Source organism: Rhodoferax sp. (assembly GCF_037143375.1).
Taxonomy (GTDB): Bacteria; Pseudomonadota; Gammaproteobacteria; order Burkholderiales; family Burkholderiaceae_C; genus Rhodoferax.
Genome location: NZ_JBAWYV010000073.1, coordinates 1 through 16,987, shown reverse-complemented (window position 1 = coordinate 16,987; position 16,987 = coordinate 1). Strand labels below are relative to the sequence as shown.

General features: G+C 56.0%; 15 protein-coding genes. 7 read left to right on the top strand and 8 right to left on the bottom strand.

Going from position 1 to position 16,987, the window contains the following annotated elements; genetic code table 11:
• The 3 genes from WCG50_RS11835 to WCG50_RS11825 form a co-directional block, all read right to left on the bottom strand.
• The coding region (locus tag WCG50_RS11835; RefSeq protein WP_336899807.1) for a TRAP transporter large permease subunit at positions 1–1,100 on the bottom strand (1,100 nt) is incomplete at its 3' end.
• On the bottom strand, positions 1,097–1,771 hold the full coding sequence (locus WCG50_RS11830) for a TRAP transporter small permease (protein WP_336899806.1): 675 nt from the start codon (positions 1,769–1,771) through the stop codon (positions 1,097–1,099). The genes WCG50_RS11835 and WCG50_RS11830, both read right to left, overlap by 4 nt.
• A 52-nt stretch (positions 1,772–1,823) precedes the next feature.
• On the bottom strand, positions 1,824–2,822 hold the full coding sequence (locus WCG50_RS11825) for a DctP family TRAP transporter solute-binding subunit (protein ID WP_336899805.1): 999 nt from the start codon (positions 2,820–2,822) through the stop codon (positions 1,824–1,826).
• Positions 2,823–3,046: 224 nt separating this feature from the next.
• On the opposite strand from WCG50_RS11825, the gene WCG50_RS11820 reads away from it, so the two are divergent.
• A complete protein-coding gene (locus WCG50_RS11820) occupies positions 3,047–3,592 on the top strand; it encodes a polymer-forming cytoskeletal protein (protein WP_336899804.1) in 546 nt (181 codons plus the stop codon).
• A gap of 52 nt (positions 3,593–3,644) precedes the next feature.
• Here WCG50_RS11820 and WCG50_RS11815 read toward each other — a convergent pair whose 3' ends face one another.
• From WCG50_RS11815 to WCG50_RS11800, 4 genes are all read right to left on the bottom strand, one after another.
• Positions 3,645–3,920: a hypothetical protein gene (locus WCG50_RS11815; protein ID WP_336899803.1), complete on the bottom strand. Its 276-nt coding sequence runs from the start codon at positions 3,918–3,920 to the stop codon at positions 3,645–3,647.
• Positions 3,917–5,464: a methyl-accepting chemotaxis protein gene (locus WCG50_RS11810; protein WP_336899802.1), complete on the bottom strand. Its 1,548-nt coding sequence runs from the start codon at positions 5,462–5,464 to the stop codon at positions 3,917–3,919. Before WCG50_RS11810 ends, WCG50_RS11815 begins: the two co-directional genes overlap by 4 nt.
• A gap of 294 nt (positions 5,465–5,758) precedes the next feature.
• Entirely contained in the window at positions 5,759–6,382 is a 624-nt protein-coding gene (locus WCG50_RS11805) for a response regulator (protein ID WP_336899801.1), read from the bottom strand.
• Between the two features lie 8 nt (positions 6,383–6,390).
• Complete coding sequence (locus tag WCG50_RS11800) at positions 6,391–7,977, bottom strand: PAS domain S-box protein (protein ID WP_336899800.1); 1,587 nt, start codon at positions 7,975–7,977, stop codon at positions 6,391–6,393.
• 105 nt (positions 7,978–8,082) lie between these two features.
• Here WCG50_RS11800 and WCG50_RS11795 point away from each other — a divergent pair, with 105 nt between their 5' ends.
• Positions 8,083–9,588, top strand: a complete 1,506-nt coding sequence (locus WCG50_RS11795) for an aldehyde dehydrogenase family protein (protein WP_336899799.1) — start codon at positions 8,083–8,085, stop codon at positions 9,586–9,588.
• Between the two features lie 323 nt (positions 9,589–9,911).
• On the opposite strand, the gene WCG50_RS11790 is transcribed toward WCG50_RS11795, so the two are convergent.
• Positions 9,912–10,127, bottom strand: coding sequence for a hypothetical protein (locus WCG50_RS11790; protein WP_336899798.1), 216 nt, complete (start codon positions 10,125–10,127; stop codon positions 9,912–9,914).
• Positions 10,128–10,267: 140 nt separating this feature from the next.
• Between WCG50_RS11790 and WCG50_RS11785 the strand changes: the two genes are divergently transcribed.
• The 5 genes from WCG50_RS11785 to WCG50_RS11765 all read left to right on the top strand — a co-directional run.
• Positions 10,268–10,798, top strand: a complete 531-nt coding sequence (locus WCG50_RS11785; protein ID WP_336899797.1) for a hypothetical protein — start codon at positions 10,268–10,270, stop codon at positions 10,796–10,798.
• A 393-nt stretch (positions 10,799–11,191) separates the two neighbouring features.
• Complete coding sequence (locus WCG50_RS11780; protein ID WP_336899796.1) at positions 11,192–12,193, top strand: NrtA/SsuA/CpmA family ABC transporter substrate-binding protein; 1,002 nt, start codon at positions 11,192–11,194, stop codon at positions 12,191–12,193.
• 370 nt (positions 12,194–12,563) lie between these two features.
• The gene (locus WCG50_RS11775; protein ID WP_336899795.1) at positions 12,564–15,020 is read left to right on the top strand and encodes an EAL domain-containing protein; all 2,457 of its coding nucleotides are present in this window, start codon (positions 12,564–12,566) and stop codon (positions 15,018–15,020) included.
• A 678-nt stretch (positions 15,021–15,698) separates the two neighbouring features.
• Positions 15,699–16,085, top strand: coding sequence for a chemotaxis protein CheW (locus tag WCG50_RS11770; protein WP_336899794.1), 387 nt, complete (start codon positions 15,699–15,701; stop codon positions 16,083–16,085).
• Positions 16,086–16,124: 39 nt separating this feature from the next.
• Positions 16,125–16,987 (top strand): Tar ligand binding domain-containing protein (locus WCG50_RS11765; protein WP_336899793.1); only part of this gene is annotated, 863 nt, incomplete at its 3' end.

Sequence of the window (16,987 nt, the reverse complement as noted above, 5' to 3'; positions counted from 1 at the left end):
ACCTCCATGTTGACCACCATGATGATGCCGAAGTGCACCGGGTCGATGCCCAGCTTCATCGCCACCGGGAACAAAATCGGCGCGAAGATCAGCACGATGGAAGAGGGCTCCATGAAGTTGCCCGCCAGCAGCAGAATCACGTTGGTGGCCAGCAGGAAGGTGATCATGCCCAGACCATTGCCCAGCATCCAGTCGGCCAGCGCCTGCGGAATGTTCTCATTCGTCATGATGAAGCTGAACAGCACCGCGTTGGTGATGATGTAGAGCAGCATGGCCGACATATTTGCAGAGTTCAGTAGCACCTTGGGCACGTCTTTGAGGCTCATATCCTTGTAGACAAACACCGCTACAAAGAAGGCATAGACGGCACTCATCGCCGCCGCTTCAGTCGGCGTGAACAGGCCGGTGTAGATGCCGCCCATCACGATCACGATCAGCAGCAAGCCCCAGGCCGATGCCCGAAACGCCTTGATACGTTCCGCCCAGGTCGCTTTGGGCAAGCGCGGATAACCAAATTTGCGGGCGCGGTACCAGGTCACGCCGCCCAAGGTGGCGGCCAAGGCAATGCCCGGCACCACACCCGCCATGAACAGGGCACCGACCGAGGTGTTGGTGGCCACCGAGTACATCACCATCACGATGGAGGGCGGGATCAAAATACCCAACGCGCCCGAGGTGGTGATGACGCCTGCACCAAAGCTTTTGGGGAAGCCGGCCTTGGTCATGGCGGGCAGCAAGATAGAGCCAATCGCCACCACGGTCGCGGGCGAGGAGCCCGACACTGCGGCGAACAGCGCGCAACCCAGCACCCCGGCTAGACCAAGACCGCCGTACCAGTGACCAACCATGCTGGAGGCAAAGTTGATCATGCGCCGCGCCACGCCGCCGTGGGTCAAAAAGTTGCCCGCCAAAATGAAGAACGGAATCGCCATGATCTCGAACTTCTCGATACCGGTAAACAGCTTCAGTGCCACCGACTCCAGCGGCACCTCGGTAAAACCAAACAAAAAGGTCAGTACCGTGAGGCCGAGCGAAATCGAGATCGGCATGCCCGTGAGCATGAGCGTCAGCAGCAGAATAAAGATGATGGCCGCATTCATTTCGCACCTCCGTCTTTGTTCTGCAGTTGGGTGGGGTGCAGGTTGTCACCCATCGAATAGGGGTTCACTTCAACGTGGGCCACATCAACTTCCAGACCATCGACATGGCCGTGGTCGTGGTGCGGCAGCTCGCCGGTTTTCAAAAAGTTGACCATCACTTGCAAGAAACGGAAACACATCAAGCTGGTGCCCAGCGGAATGGCGCTGTAAACCATCCAGGTTGGCCATTCCAGGTCGGGGGTCGTCGGCCCTTCAGGGATGCCGTCCAGCGGCAGTCCCGTCAAATGCAGGAACGCATAGTGCGCACCGTTTTCCCAGACAAAGCGGGCACCCAGCGTGGCCACAATGCCGGTAAACAAGGCGCCTGCCAGCAAGCCAAAGATGATGAACTTGCGGCGCATTTTGTCGCTCAGCCGGTTGATCAGCACATCGACGCCGACGTGGATGCCGGTGCGCACGCCATAAGCTGCGCCAAACTTGGCCATCCAGACAAACATGATGATGGTCAGCTCCTGCGCCCAGCTAAACGAGAGCGACAGGAGCCAGTCTTGCACGCCCGGAATCGCCAGACCGGCGGCGTAGCGGTGCAACACCGCGACAAAGATGATCAGCGTCGCCGCGCCCATCAGGAAGGTGACGATCCACTCTTCCAGGTGATCCAAGATTTTCATGATTTGAACTCCAGCAGAGAGTGATTCATGTTGCGGTGTGCGTCAGTCAGGCTTAGAGCTTGGCGGGGTCGAAGCCCGTTTCCTTGTAGATCGTTTGCAAGGTTTCCTTGCCTACTCGGTCAGCCATCTTGGTGTGCACCGAGACCATGGCTTTCTTGATGGCCAGGCGCTCTTCCGGGGTCGGTTGGTAAACGATGGTCTTGCCGCTTTGCTTCACACCGGCCAGCGACTTGTCGTTCTCTTCCTGTGCAATCTTGTTGGCAAACACGGTGGCTTCCTTCATGGCTTGCTCCAACTGGGCGCGCACGTCAGCAGGCAGCCCATCCCAGAACTTCTTGTTGACGATCACCGCGTAGCCGAGGTAGCCGTGGTTGGTGAGGGATAGGTGCTTTTGCACCTCGTGCATCTTCTGGGTATAGAAGTTGGAGATCGGGTTCTCGGTGCCATCTACCACGCCGGTTTGCAGCGCCTGGTACACCTCCGAGAACGCCATCACCTGTGCAATGCCGCCCACGGAGCGAATCTCTTCTTCCAGCACCTTGGAGGACTGGATGCGGAACTTCTTGCCCTTGAAATCAGCCACCGACTTGAGTGGCGTATTGGCCGAGAAAGACTTGAAACCGTTGTCCCAGTACGCCAGGCCCTTGATGCCTTTGGGCTCCAGTTTGGCCAGCAGGCTCGCGCCTACTGCGCCTTGGGTGATGCGGTGCAGGTCGGCTGTGTCATCAAAGATGAAAGGCAAGTCAAACGCCTCAAACTCTTTCACGCCCAGGGGTCCAAACTTGGCCAGCGAAGGCGCCAGCATTTGCACCGCGCCAATTTGCAGGGCTTCGATTTCTTCCTTGTCTTTGTAGAGGGCGCTGTTGGCGTAGACCTCAACCTTGACCTTTCCCTTTGTCAACTCGGCAGCCTTTTTGGCAAAAAACTCAGCGGCCTTGCCCTTGGGTGTGTCGAGCGCCACGACGTGGCTGAACTTGATAACGGTTTGGGCGCTGGCGCTCAATGCGGCACAGCTCACCAGTAGACCAATAAGTAGTTTCGAGAGTTTCATAGGGTGCTTCCAATCGGTAAGTTGAGACTTTCCCTGCAGAACGGTTGCCTGCTTAATTTGAAATGTAAAGACTGTTTAAAAAAATACTATGGTGGTAAACGATATGGTGGAAAACCACAATGCCCGGCCCCAAAGGGTCAAATTTCATCCTGTTACGGCTTTTTCATTCTTCGTGGCGACAGCAAAACCGATGGCCGATACCATCGGCTTTTTTAGGAGACTTCATGGCCATTTCACCTCATTTCTTTTCCAAACGCGAAGCCGAACCTACACCGCCACGACCCGTTTCTAACGCTATGAATACCCGTAATTACCCGTCAACCGCCCCTGTTGCCAATCCGACTGTTGCCAGCCCCGCCCCGGTAGAACCAGTGGCTGCCAGCACCCAGGTCAAGGAGACGGGTAGCAAGCTAACGGTAGGCCCAAACATCAAGTTAAAAGGCGTGGAAATAACCGATTGCGACACGCTGGTAGTTGAAGGAATGGTGGAGGCCACGATGGACTCGCGGGTCATCCAGATTTCAGAACAAGGCGCCTTCAAAGGCTCTGCAGAGATTGATATTGCCGAGATTCACGGCCATTTTGATGGCAACCTGACCGTGCGTCAGAAGTTGATCATCTACGCCACCGGCAAAGTCACCGGCAAGGTGAGTTACGGCAAGCTGGTGATCGAGGAAGGTGGCCAGCTTTCAGGCGACATCCAGTTCGGGGCCCATCAGGCTGCCCACGTCGGTAGCCTGAAAACTTCTGCCATAACCTTGGCAGGTTAAAGCAACCAGTCTTGTTAACCTCGCAGATGTGCTGGCGCCAAAATCCAGTTGCTCAGTGGTAATGATGGTTCTTGAGATAGGCTGACGAAGAGGTCCCCGTGCCAAAGTCATCCTTCGGCCTGCGCGTCTCAGAATCCACCACAAGAGGCGCATCCTTGATCATTAAGGAGTAGTTGAGCAGTTTGTCGCGCATGTCATCCAAGGCGTCAATGAGCTCGGAAATGAGCTTCTCAGAGTCGTCCTGGATAGGAGATTTAATCATGATGAAGTTTTCAGGAAAGGAGTTGCTTTTGGCGTTGGTGGTGCTCCCAAGCGCTTTCACTTTCATACTGTCAGCCAAGTTCTGAGTTTGAACACGGCCACCGTGTTCACCAGGTCGTGCGCCTGCGATTTCAGGCTGCTGGCGGCGGCGGCCATTTCCTCGACCAAAGCGGCGTTTTGTTGCGTGACCTGATCCATTTGCGTGACGGCCTCACCGACTTGCTCAACGCCCAGGCTTTGCTCACGGCTGGCCGCGCTGATCTCGCCCATCAGGTCGGTCACGCGTTTGATGCCGCCAACCACATCCGTCATGGTGGCGCCGGCCTGGTCCACCAGGGCCGTACCGTCTTCAACCTGCGCTACGCTGGCGTTGATGAGATTCTTGATCTCCTTGGCCGCTTCGGCTGAGCGACCGGCCAGGGAGCGCACTTCGCTGGCCACCACGGCAAAGCCGCGCCCCTGGTCCCCGGCGCGTGCGGCTTCCACTGCCGCATTGAGCGCCAGGATGTTGGTCTGGAAGGCAATACCTTCAATCACCTGAATGATGTCAACAATTTTTTTGGAGCTGCTGTTGATGCCTTTCATGGTCTCAACGACCAAGGCGACCACTTGACCCCCTTGTACGGCGTTGCTGCTGGCAGCCATCGCCAACTGGTTGGCCTCATGGGCGCTGTCGGCATTTTGCTTAACTGTGGCGCTGAGCTGTTCCATGGAGGCGGCTGTTTGCTCCAGTGCACTGGCTTGTGCTTCGGTGCGGGCGCTTAAGTCGTGGTTGCCTTGCGCGATTTCGGCTGAAGCGGTAGCCACGGATTCCGAGCCATCGCGAACCTCTCCCACGACACGAGCCAAACTGACCTGCATGTCGGACAGTGCTTGAAGCAAACGCGCCGCCTCATCTTGACCCTGACTGAGTAGTGGGGTGGCAAGATCTCCGCTGCTGATGGCTTCGGCCGCCAGCATGGCCTGCTGGATGGGCTTTGTGATGGATTGGGTCGTTAAATAGGCCAGCAGCATGCCCAGCACCATGCACGCGAGAGTGGCCAAGCCGAGTGTCCATTGGCTGCTGGTGACCATGGCCGTGGATTGGGCTTGAACCAGATTCAGCCTCTCGGACGAATGCGCAACAACTTTGGCCAGTGAGGCCATGTAACTCTCAGCCTGGGGGCGAAGTTCACGGTCGGCTGCATCGGCGATGTCTGCACCGGCTTTCTTTTTTGAAAACAGTCCGTTGCGAATGCCAATGTAAAGTGCTCGCTGCCGGGCAACTTCAGCCATCAGTTCCTTGCCCTTGTCGTCCTGAATCAGGGACTCCAGTTTTTTTTGGAGGCCGGCGGTTTTTCGGGTGACCTCAGCCATCTCGCTCTGGAGTGTCTCGGCATACGCCATGTCAGATGTTTTGAGGGCGGATTTCGCCTGAAGCCAGTTTTGCGCAATATTGGCTGACCAGTTCTGGGCCAGGAAGCTTCGCTCCATTTCGGTGGTGGCGATCTCCTGGTTGGTCTCTTTGAGTGCGCCTAAACGCAGAATGCCAATGAGCGCGATGAGTGCTGTGATCAATAGAACAGCGCAGAAAGCCAAGCCCAGACGAATGCCAATTTTCAAGTTGTTCAAGACAACGCCTCCAGTTCAATTGTTTTTTGTGACAACGAACGTGGGAATAAACAGGCGCAAAAAGCTGTTTGATCAGAGGGGAAAGAAATTCATCGACCCGTTTAGACACACGTTTAAAAGCCCACAGAAGGAGCTTTTCGTTACTTTCCGCGACGTGCAACCGTTGCACGCAGAGGGTTTAACGAGGCGAGGTCAGGGCCTTAATAGCTTGAGCCAGGGGCGGGGGCCGGCAAGTTCATACAAAAATTCTACATGAAACGTGTTGGATTGATAAATATCAAATCAAAAATATCATTAATGACCTGAGAAGTTGAATTTATCGCCTGCTTCAATCACTTCCGTGGCAAGAGCAGCCAGTTTGCAGCGACGACTGCGCGCAGTTTTGCGCAGCATGTCAAACGCATCGTTGCGTTTCAGGCGGTGTTGCATCATGGTGATGCCGATGGCAATGCTGATATCGCGCTCGCTGTCGAGGCCTGCTTGCAGGTGTTTGCGGGTCTCCCGCAAGTCGTGGATTTCATTGGCGCGGGCCAGGGCGGTTTCAATGGCCGGAATCAACTGCACGATGTCCATCGGCTTGATGGCATAGCCGAGCGCGCCGCACGAAGTGGCCTGTTCGACGATGTCGGGGTCGCTGTAGGCGCTCAGCATCATGAAGGGAATGTGGTCAAGTTCTCGCAGACGTTGTGCCAGGTACAAGCCGCCTTGGCCAGGCATGCGCACATCGAGTATCGCCAGGTCGGGCCGCTCGCCACTGGCCAGCCAGGCTTCAGCGTCTTCGGCAGACTCGGCCGTGGTCACCTTGTAGCCTGCTTCAAACAGACCACTGGCCACCATGGCGAGGACCAGTCGGTCGTCGTCCACGATCAGCAGTTGCTTGTCTGGAATGGGTGCGTCGGGTACTTTGGTGGTGGTCATGCTGGTCCTCAAGTTTCAAGAAAAATTACGGGGGGCGCCAGCGTCAAAACGGTGACAACTTCGTCGCCCAGCTGCTCCCGGTTGATGTGGGCACCGTTGGGTGGCATCAGGGCTGTGATTAACTTCAAGCCGCTGTGGATGACATCAAGGGGTGGGCTGTCGATTTGGAGCCGTCCGGCGTTGGTGATGCAGATGTGAATCGACTCCCGGTTGGCGTCTTGTAGTGTGACACGAACATGGCCATGCGCTTTGCCGCCGTGTTTCACAGCGTTGAGCAGCAGTTCGTTAAGAATAAGAGCGATGGGGACGGCTTCTTTTTCGGCAACAAGGTGGTCGCGCCATTCTTCTGGAATCTTGACGGTGAACGGTGTTTGCCAAAGTATTTCGGCATCCCTTGCAATCGCTTGGGTCAGTTCGCTGAGCCGCACTGACGAGGTGTTGCTGCACCCTTGCAAGCCATGGATGACCGAGATGCCTTGCACCTGGCTAATGGCTTGCGTGATGGGTTCGGCGGTTTCGGGGTAGATCTTGGCAAACTGGCTCAAGAGGCCCGTGATGCCCTGGAGGTTGTTCTTGATGCGGTGGTGCACCTCGCGCACCAAGGCTTTGCGGTGCAGGGCTTCATTGTGCAGTCGCAGTTCCTCCTGCAGGTGGATTTGCGTGACGTTGGTGTGCGAGATCACGACCCCGCGGCGATTCGGACCCAGCGGCGTCACGCTCATGCTGAACCAGCGCTGTTCCTGGGGCGAGTGGCAAGGGTATTCGAGCGTGAAGACCGGCAGGCTGCCGTCCAGCACGGCCAGCACACCCTGGCGCGTGTTCAAGGCTTCATCACTGCCCACGCCGGTGCTGCTCGCGCAAACGGACAGGTAATTGGCACCGACCTCGGTGTAGGCCGCCGGATGACCGGGTACCAGGCTGTTTTCCATTGAAAAACGCCGCCAGGTTTCATTCGCCGCCAGAATGACCCCGTTGCGGTCCAGCACCGCAATCTCGGGGGTAACGGAGTTAAGGATGGCCAGGCTTAAGGCTTCGCTTTCAATCAGCGCGGCCTCGACCTGCTTGCGTTCGGAAATGTCGCTCAGGGCAATGCGCAGTTCGGGGGGGCCCGCTTCATCCCGGGCACAGGTGACGTTTAGATGCAGCCAGACCTGTTGATCTGGCACTTTGATCATGCGCAGTTCGCAGGATTGAGGCGCAGGATTGATCAGTATTTTTTTGCGCAGCAGATAAAAGGTGTCGGCATCTTCTGCCACGATGAAACGGCTGAAGGCTTGTTTGAGCAGCGCACCCCGGTTCAGCCCCAGCAGGGTGCTGGCGGTGAAGTTGGCTTGCACGACCAACCCGTGTTCACTCACGGTGATGTAGCCCACCGGGGCCAGGTCATACAGGTCAAAGTAGCGCGCCCGCTCGGTGTCGAGATCGAGGTGGGCCCGGCGCAGCTCCTCGTTTTGCATCTCCAGTTCAATCTGGTGCACTTGGAGTTCATGCAACAACTCTTCGGCCGGATGGGTTTGGGCTTGTGGGGCGCCCAGAAGCTGGGCCTCAGCAGCGATGCGAAGCAGATGGTTGGAAGAGGGTGCGGTTGGGTTCATGGTGAAAACACAGGGTCCTGCGTGCTTGCATTGTCAACCAGACGTGCTGTAAGTGCCGTTTTAGCAGGTAGAGTTGGCCAATTCGGTAAATATTCTGGAACTTTTATGACAAATGACAAGTTGTTGCTTTCCTTGGGGGTGCAAGCGAACGCGTTCAAGGGCGGCGCGTTGCACAGTTTCTCGCCGATCGATGGCCAGGTCATCGCACAGGTTCACACCACGACGTTGACCGAGGTGGCTGACCGGGTAGCGCGTGCTCAGGCCGCTTTCTTGCGCTGGCGCGAAGTCCCGGCTCCGCAACGTGGCGAACTGGTGCGTCTGCTCGGCGAGGAGTTGCGCACGCACAAGCCGCTTCTGGGGGCGTTGGTCACGCTGGAGGTGGGCAAGGTCAGCTCCGAAGGGCTGGGCGAGGTGCAGGAGATGATTGATATTTGTGACTTTGCCGTGGGTTTGTCGCGCCAGTTGCACGGCCTGACGATTGCCAGCGAGCGCCCCGGGCACCGCATGATGGAAACCTGGCAGCCACTGGGCGTAGTGGGCGTCATCACCGCCTTCAATTTTCCGGTGGCGGTGTGGGCCTGGAACGCGGCGCTGGCGCTGGTGTGCGGCGACACCGTGTTGTGGAAGCCGTCCGAAAAAGCACCTTTGTGTGCGCTGGCAGTACAGGCTTTGTTTGAACGCGCCTGCGTTCGGTTTGGGCAACCCGAACTGACGCGTGATTTGTCGCAGTTGCTGTTGGGACTGGCCGACGTTGGACAGGCCATGGTGTCGCACCCGCGCGTGGCCTTGGTATCGGCCACCGGTAGCACGGGCATGGGCCGCGCCGTTGGCCAAGTAGTGGCGGCGCGCTTTGGCCGCAGCCTGCTGGAACTCGGTGGCAACAACGCCATCATCGTGACGCCCTCGGCCGACTTGGACATGGCGGTGCGCGCGGTGGCGTTTTCAGCGGCGGGCACGGCCGGTCAGCGCTGCACCACGGCGCGTCGGTTGGTGGTTCATGAATCGGTTTACAGCGACTTCGTGGGCCGTCTCAAAAGCGCCTATGCCAGTTTCAAAATTGGCTCGCCACAAGAGGCGGGCACCTTGCTCGGCCCCCTGATTGACCGCCAAGCCTTTGAGGCGATGCAGGCGGCACTGGCGCAAGCAGTTGCAGAGGGCGGCTCGGTACTGGGTGGTGAGCGGGTGCTGCAAGACCGCTACCCGGCGGCTTATTACGTGCGTGCCGCGCTGGTCGAAATGCCCGCGCAGTCCGGCGTGGTGTGCCACGAGACTTTTGCGCCGATTTTGTATGTGCTCAAGTACCAGACGCTGTCGCAAGCCATTGACCTGAACAACGAGGTGCCCCAGGGTTTGTCGTCGGCGATCTTCACCACCGATTTGCGCGAGGCTGAAACTTTTATGTCGGCGGTGGGTTCGGACTGCGGCATTGCCAACGTCAACATCGGTACCTCGGGCGCCGAGATTGGTGGCGCCTTTGGCGGCGAGAAAGAAACCGGTGGTGGTCGCGAATCCGGTAGCGATGCCTGGAAAGCCTACATGCGCCGCGCCACCAACACGGTGAACTACTCCAGTGCTCTGCCGCTGGCGCAGGGCGTTGTATTTGATATTTGAGGGTGAAGTTTGTAGGCGGTTTTCCCTCTACCTCAGGGGCCTCAGGGAGCGGGCTAGGGTGAGGGTGGCCTTTGCGCTAACCCGGCGGGGGCGAGGTGGAGGCCGGGGGCTCAAGCGCTTTGCTTTTTGAAATCGACCCCGACTCCGATTGCGCTAGTGCTGTAACCCTTCTATGTCTGGGGCAATCCGTTCCCAGCCCCAAAGCCGAACTCGTCAAACTCTGGCTGGTCAACGTTGGCTATGAGCGCATAAAGGAGTTGCTCGTCCTGGCCTTGTCGCTGGTCCGGGCGCGGCGATCAATGGATTGCGCACCCCATGACCGGTCAGGACGCGCGCAACAAGCTCACCCCCAGCACATTGAGCTTCTTTGCATAGGAATCCCTGCGTTTAGCTGCTTTTGCAGCGGTTTCGACGGCCGTCTGAATGGCCTTGGGCCCTTTTTTTTCAACAGCTTTGATTAGTCCGAATTTGTGATCCGCATCTACCTCCGCCCTCCTGAAAGTGGCGATGAGTTCAGCATGGGCAATGGATTGATTCACAAGGACCTCATTGTCTAAAGCCCTATTTTCTGCGATTTTTCGCGCTGATAGCCCCCAATAAGGATTTTTCAAACCAATTCATTGGGTAATCAATGCCCCTCCGGTGATTTTTTTGGTCTTCGCTCTCAATGGGAAGCGGTTTGCGACCAGCACACCAAGTGGCGGCACAGGAGATAAAGGCGAAAATTCAGTTCATATGCTTGGCTATTCGGACGGAAAGCCGTGGCTTATTAATTCAAAAGGAAAACTATATGCTGTTAACTGATATTGCTGTCGAGCACACGCTGGTATCCCATCAGAAGGAGGTTCGCGGGACCTTTTTGTTGCATCCGTTTACCAATACACAACGTGATACTTTTGGTAAATTCGAGATCGTTCGTGACATCCGTGAGCCTGGGTTCAAAGACATGAAACGCTCAGCATTCGTAACCTTTCAACAATTGGCTGAGTTGTATGCGAAAGGCGTACTCAAAGAATTCGAATTTTCCATTCGCATGTGTCCTGATCAAGGCAAGTACCCAACTGCAAATCCCTTAAAAAAGATTCTGCCAGGCAGCATCAGGTCAGGCTCGCCGTTTGAACTGGCTGTTCTTAGTGTGGATGTTTCAAAACCTGCTAGTCGCGAATTGAAAGCAGCTTTGCTTCGCACTAACGTCAAACTTCAAGGTTAATGGCGCTAAATGATGGGCGTTAAAACAAAGATCAAGACGGCACTCGCTGAGTTTGGATTTGTTCCGCTCAGCTGTAATGCCAACGCAGCACTATTCACACGGCAGTTCCCCCGGCTGAAAGTCAGGAATGAAAAACGTGGACCTGGAATGCGTGACCAGGCATTCGACGCGAGCCGGGCGTTTCTATCGAGTTCTCCTGAGCATGGCTGCTTGTCCAGTTTGGGCAATCGGCGGTCCCTGGACTCGTCAGGAGTCGATCCACCGACGCCTGAATAGTTTCCAAACCCACATGTTGCCAATAGCGCGGAAAAGCGCTAAAGATAAATTGCGTTGCGCAAGAATTCAGAGTGGGCTACTATTATTTGAAACCTAACTGCACTGGAAGGAGATGGTATGTGGCGACTGCTTCTTGCAATTTGTTGTGCTGTTTCCCTGACATCTTGCGATAGAGCGCCGCCATCTGCCACAGATACCGCCGGCTCCGAAGTCAGCCATAAGATCACCGTGGCCTTCACGACCCAGCCGCAAAGTACGCTGGTTCACATTGCGCTAAACAAGGGTTATTTCTCGAAAGTGGGGCTTGATGTCCAGCCGCTGATTCATTCTTTTGGCAAAGCGGCACTGCAGTCTGTTCTGGATGGCAAGGCAGACTTTGCCACAGTAGCAGAAACCCCGGTCGTGTTCAGTGTCCTCAATGGTGACAAGATTTTCGTCATTGCCAACATCGAGTCCAGCAGCAAAAACAACGCGGTGCTGGCGAGACCCGGCGCAGGCATCGTTCTGGCCGCCGATGTGAAAGGCAAGCGCGTCGGCTTCACGCCCGGAACCACGTCGGACTTCTTTCTTGATTCCTTTTTGACCGCGCAGGGCTTGACTCGCCAGCAAATAACACCGGTTCCCCTCGCACCCGGTGAAATGCAGGACGCCATGCTGACCCAGAAAGTTGACGCTGTTTCGACCTGGAACTATCCGCTAACCCAGATCAGACACCTGCTTGGCGCGCAAGCGGTCGTCTTTTACGACCCGCAAATCTATACCGAGACCTTCAACATCGCTGCCATGCAGGATTTTGTGCGGCGAAACCCTCAAACCGTCTCCCGCTTCTTGCGTGCCCTGATCCAGGCCGAAGATATTGTGACGCGACACCCAGAGGAGGCGCAGGGCATCATGGCTGCGGCAGTCAAGATTGACAAGGAATTGGTCAAGGAAGCGTGGAACGCCTTCAACTACCAAGTGAGGTTGGACCAGAATCTGCTGATTACGCTGGAGGACGAGACGCGATGGGCCATGAAAAAAAAGCTGACCGACAAGACCGTCATGCCCAACTACTCGGACTACATCCATGCTGACAGTCTCAAGGCGATCAAGCCTGAAGCCGTCAAGATGAACCGCTAGGCCCATTGTGCGCATCGCGACCCGGCTCTGGCTCAGCGCGGCAGCGACCGTCGCCGCCGCAGTCGTCCTTTTGCCGGTTTTATTTTGGACTTTTTCCGTTGATCTAGAGGTGAGGAAAAACGATGAACTTGTAAAATCGATCCAAAACAACTTCGTTAGCCGTGCTACTTACAGGGACCATTACTTTCTTTACCGCGAGGATCGAGTCCGCATCCAGTGGGATGAAAGCAAAAAACAGTCAGACGAACTGCTTCGCTTGGCTAAATCGCAATTTAGCGACGAGGAAGATCAAAAGGCGGTGGAACGGATACGCCGCAGCATAGAGGACACATCGCTAGTTTTTCACCGCGTTGTTGACAACACCCGGTCCTTGAAGTCAGCTACTGCCAACCGCGAAGTGTTGGAGGAGCTAGACAAGAGGCTGTACAGTCAGTTGCTATTGAAGGCGGCCGACGTTCGCAACGCAATAGAGGCACTGCTCGACTCGAGTAAAAGACAGGTGCTGCAGGCTCGTCAACGCCTCATTGTGGTTTCTATTACGCTCGCGCTGATGCTGGCGCTCATCATCGTGTTCAATGCGGCACAAGTCGGTGGTTTGATTCGCAGGCGCCTCGTGGCGCTCCATGAAGGTGCAAATCGGGTTGCCAACGGGAACATAGCGCACCGTATCGTGAGTGAAGGTGCCGACGAGTTTTCGGAAATTGCCGGCACCATCAATCGCATGATGGATACCCTGGCACAACGCGAAGAAGCCATCAATCAAGCCTCTCAATACGCGCGCAGTCTGCTTGAAGCCAGCCTTGACCCGCTGGTAACGATCAATGCTGAGGGCAAGATCACGGATGTCAACGAGGCCAGCGTCAAGGCGACCGGGGTCGCTCGCGCAGCACTGATTGGTACTGACTTCGCCGACTACTTCACCGACCCGGTGCAGGCGCGCGAAGGTTATCAGCAAGTCTTTGCCAAGGGCTTTGTGACCGACTACCCGCTGGCAATCCGGCACACGTCGGGCGAGATCACCGACGTGCTCTACAACGCCAGCGTTTACCGTGATGACGCGGGTAAGGTGCTGGGTGTGTTCGCTGCGGCACGCGACGTGACCGAGCGCAAAAAGGCTGAGAGCTACATCCAGGCGGCCAGTGTCTTTACCTATGCCCGCGAAGGCATCATGATCACCAAGGCAGACGGCACAATTCTCAATGTCAACAATGCCTTCACACGTATCACGGGCTACAGTCATGACGAAGTGATTGGCAAGAACCCGCGCCTGCTCCAATCGGGGCATCAGGATAGAGAGTTTTACGCTTCGATGTGGCACGAGTTGGTCGAGAAAGGGCACTGGTACGGCGAAGTCTGGAATCGACGCAAAAATGGTGAAGTGTTCGTTGAAGCCCTCACCATCACCGCGGTCTACGGGGCTGGGGGAATCACGGAGCAATATGTGGCCTTGTTCACTGACGTCACTGCCATCAGGGAACATCAAGACCAACTTGAGCACATGGCACACTTTGACGCACTCACCAAGCTCCCGAACCGCTTGCTGCTGTCTGACCGCATCCAACAAGGCTTGACGCATGCCGAGAGGCGCGAGCAGACAATGTCGATCATCTATCTTGACCTAGATGGCTTCAAAAAGGTCAACGATCAACACGGGCACGAAGTCGGTGACCAATTGTTGGTTGCCTTGGCCAGCCGTATGAAGAAGGCGCTGCGCGAGGGCGACACCTTGGCCCGGATCGGCGGTGATGAGTTTGTCGTGATTCTGATGGATCTCGCAGATGTGGACGCCAGTTTGCCGATGCTCAACCGGTTGCTCGCTGCGTCGGCACAACCGGTGCTGCTTGGCGACTTGACGCTTCAGGTTTCAGCCAGCATGGGGGTTACCTTTTTTCCACAGGCGCAGTCCGTTGATGCGGACCAATTGCTGCGCCAAGCTGACCAGGCCATGTATCAGGCCAAGCTGGCCGGCAAGAATCGTTATCAGATCTTCGATGCCAAACAAGACAGCAGTATCCGCATACACCACGAAAGTCTCGAGCGCATCCGTCTGGCCCTGAGCCAGCATGAGTTCGTGTTGCATTACCAGCCCAAGGTGAACATGCGCACGGGCAAAGTCGTCGGCGCAGAAGCGCTGATCCGCTGGCGGCATCCTGAACGCGGCCTACTGCCACCGGCCATGTTTCTGCCTGTGATCGAAGACCATCCACTGGCGATTGCCATGGGTGAATGGGTGATTGACACGGCCTTGACGCAGGTAGATGCTTGGCGCGCGGTTGGATTCGATATTCCGGTTAGCGTCAATGTGGGCGCTCGCCAATTGCAGCAGTTGGACTTTATTAGCCGCCTGCGAGCCATGCTGGCGCTTCATCCGCAGGTTGATCCGTCCTGTCTTGAACTGGAAATACTGGAAACCAGTGCGTTGGAGGACATATCTCAAGTATCCCAGTTGATCGAGAACTGCGCGCTGCTGGGAGTCTCCTTTGCACTGGACGACTTTGGCACGGGCTATTCCTCCCTTACCTACCTCAAACGTCTGCGAGTTGCGACGCTAAAGATGGATCAGAGTTTTGTTCGCGACATGCTTGACGATCCAGACGACATGGCCATTTTGCGGGGCGTAATCGGCCTGGCGGCAGCCTTCAAGCGCGAGGTGATTGCCGAAGGCGTGGAAACCTTGGAGCACGGCACCGCACTGCTGCACTTAGGCTGCGAGCTTGCGCAGGGCTATGGCATTGCGCGTCCCATGCCCGGGGAGCAGTTGCCCGCCTGGGCCGCCACCTGGGAACCCGATGCCGCCTGGAGTGCACTGTCAGGGGAAGCTCAATAGTTACAGTCTGCAGGCAAGTAGGTGTTCTGGGGGTGGCTGATGGTGAGTCAATACTAAATTTCACATGTTGCAAGCTTCCTCCAATTGATTATTCGTAACTTGGCTGACACCAGAGCAAGTAAAAATAGAGTCAGTTGTAGCGTGATTCGAGTACGCTACGGCGAGGTGTCGGGGGGCGCTTAGGCGTCCTCCACTCCGTCTAAGGTTGCCGGTTTTTTTACTGGCTATTTCTGCCATCACGTCACTCCAGCACCGAGATTGGGCTGCCCCTGCAACGGTGAAGGACCTGTTTCAAACTCAATTTTTGCAATTGTCTGAAACTGACGACACACATTATCGATATCTCCCTACATGCCAACAGTCACTCGCGAGATATATTAAGTGCTGAGACCCACGCCCCGTCTCGTTAACCGTTTCCTGTGAGTCCTACCTCACTTCAAATCGTAACGAAAACCCCGCTATTTGGGAGGGAAGGCCGCATTGAATTATTTGACTGTTGGGTCTTATTCTTTTTTTCAAAGAAAGAGTGCACTTCCTGCACAGACTTCGTCTGGCTTACCCGCCTCCAGCTTTACGTCTCCTCGCTATTTCGCTTGTGAAAACTCACCGGCTAACCTGTGTTGTTGGCGTTAATAGGCCCAGAAATATCAACTCACCAGTTTGCTGACGCCAGTCGCAATGACTTTTATCGTTTTCGAGCCTATTGATTTTTCGATAAATCTACTGGACTTAAAAATGCTTGTAGTCATTCAGAAGATGGCCGTTGTGAACCAGACCGCACCAAAGAGAGCACTAGCCATGAATATCACCTCAGTCAGCTTATCTTCATCACCTCTTGTGAACAACATCGGCAAACAGGTGGTGGGCATGGTGGTAGGCGGGGTGTCTGACGTTATCACTTTTACTTCAGAGCAACTGCGTCCGGTGCCCGAGTTTTCTTCGAGCATCGGCAGCGACCACCTGCTGGCCATCGGCTCCATTCAAAACCGCCTGCTGATCTTGCTCGATATCGAAAAGCTCATGAGCAGTACCGAGATGGGCTTGATTTCTACAACGCTTCAATAAACGAACCACTTTTTGCAAAATTTCACAGGGAGTAATCATTTGAAAAACCTAAAAATATCGACGCGCCTGCTCATTTTGATCAGCCTCTTGTCCTTGATGCTCATCAGCATCGGCGCCCTTGGCTTGGTGGGCATCGGCAAATCCAATGACGCACTCAAAACAGTCTACGAAGATCGCACCGTGGCCGTGGGCCAAATTGCGGGCATCAACCGGCTAAACCTCCTCAATCGTCTGGCCATTGCCAATAGTTTGCTTGATCCGACGCCCGAGGAAATCGCCAAGGACACTGCCACCGTTGACACCAACATCGCCACCGTGACCAAGGTCTGGGACGCCTACATGGCCACCGCGCTGACAACGGACGAAGCAAGAATTGCCAAACAACTGGCAGAAGACCGCGCCCTATTCGTTCAGGATGGACTGCGCCCTGCAGTGGTCGCCTTGCGTGCCAACGACACGGCCACCGCGCACCGGTTGGTGATTGAAAAAATTCGCCCGCTCTACATCCCGGTTGGCGCCGGCATTGATGCGCTGATGAAACTCCAACTGGACGTCGCACAAGCTGAGTACAACGCCGCCTTGGCGCGTTATTCGACTTTGCGTTTGTGGGCCATTCTCTCCATCGTGTCCGGTGTGCTGTTTGCCATCGGTTTCGGCCTGCTGCTGATCCGCGGCATCTCCCGCTCCTTGAAAGAAGCCCTTGACGTTGCCCATGCTGTCGCACAAGGTGATCTGAGTCACCCTATCCATTTGGACAGCCGGGACGAAGTAGGGCAAGTGCTGCATGCGCTCTCGGCCATGCAAACCAGCCTGGCCCAAGTGGTGACGACTGTGCGCCAAGGCTCCGAGGGCGTGGCCACCGCCAGTGCCCAAATCGCGTCCGGCAACCATGATCTAAGCGC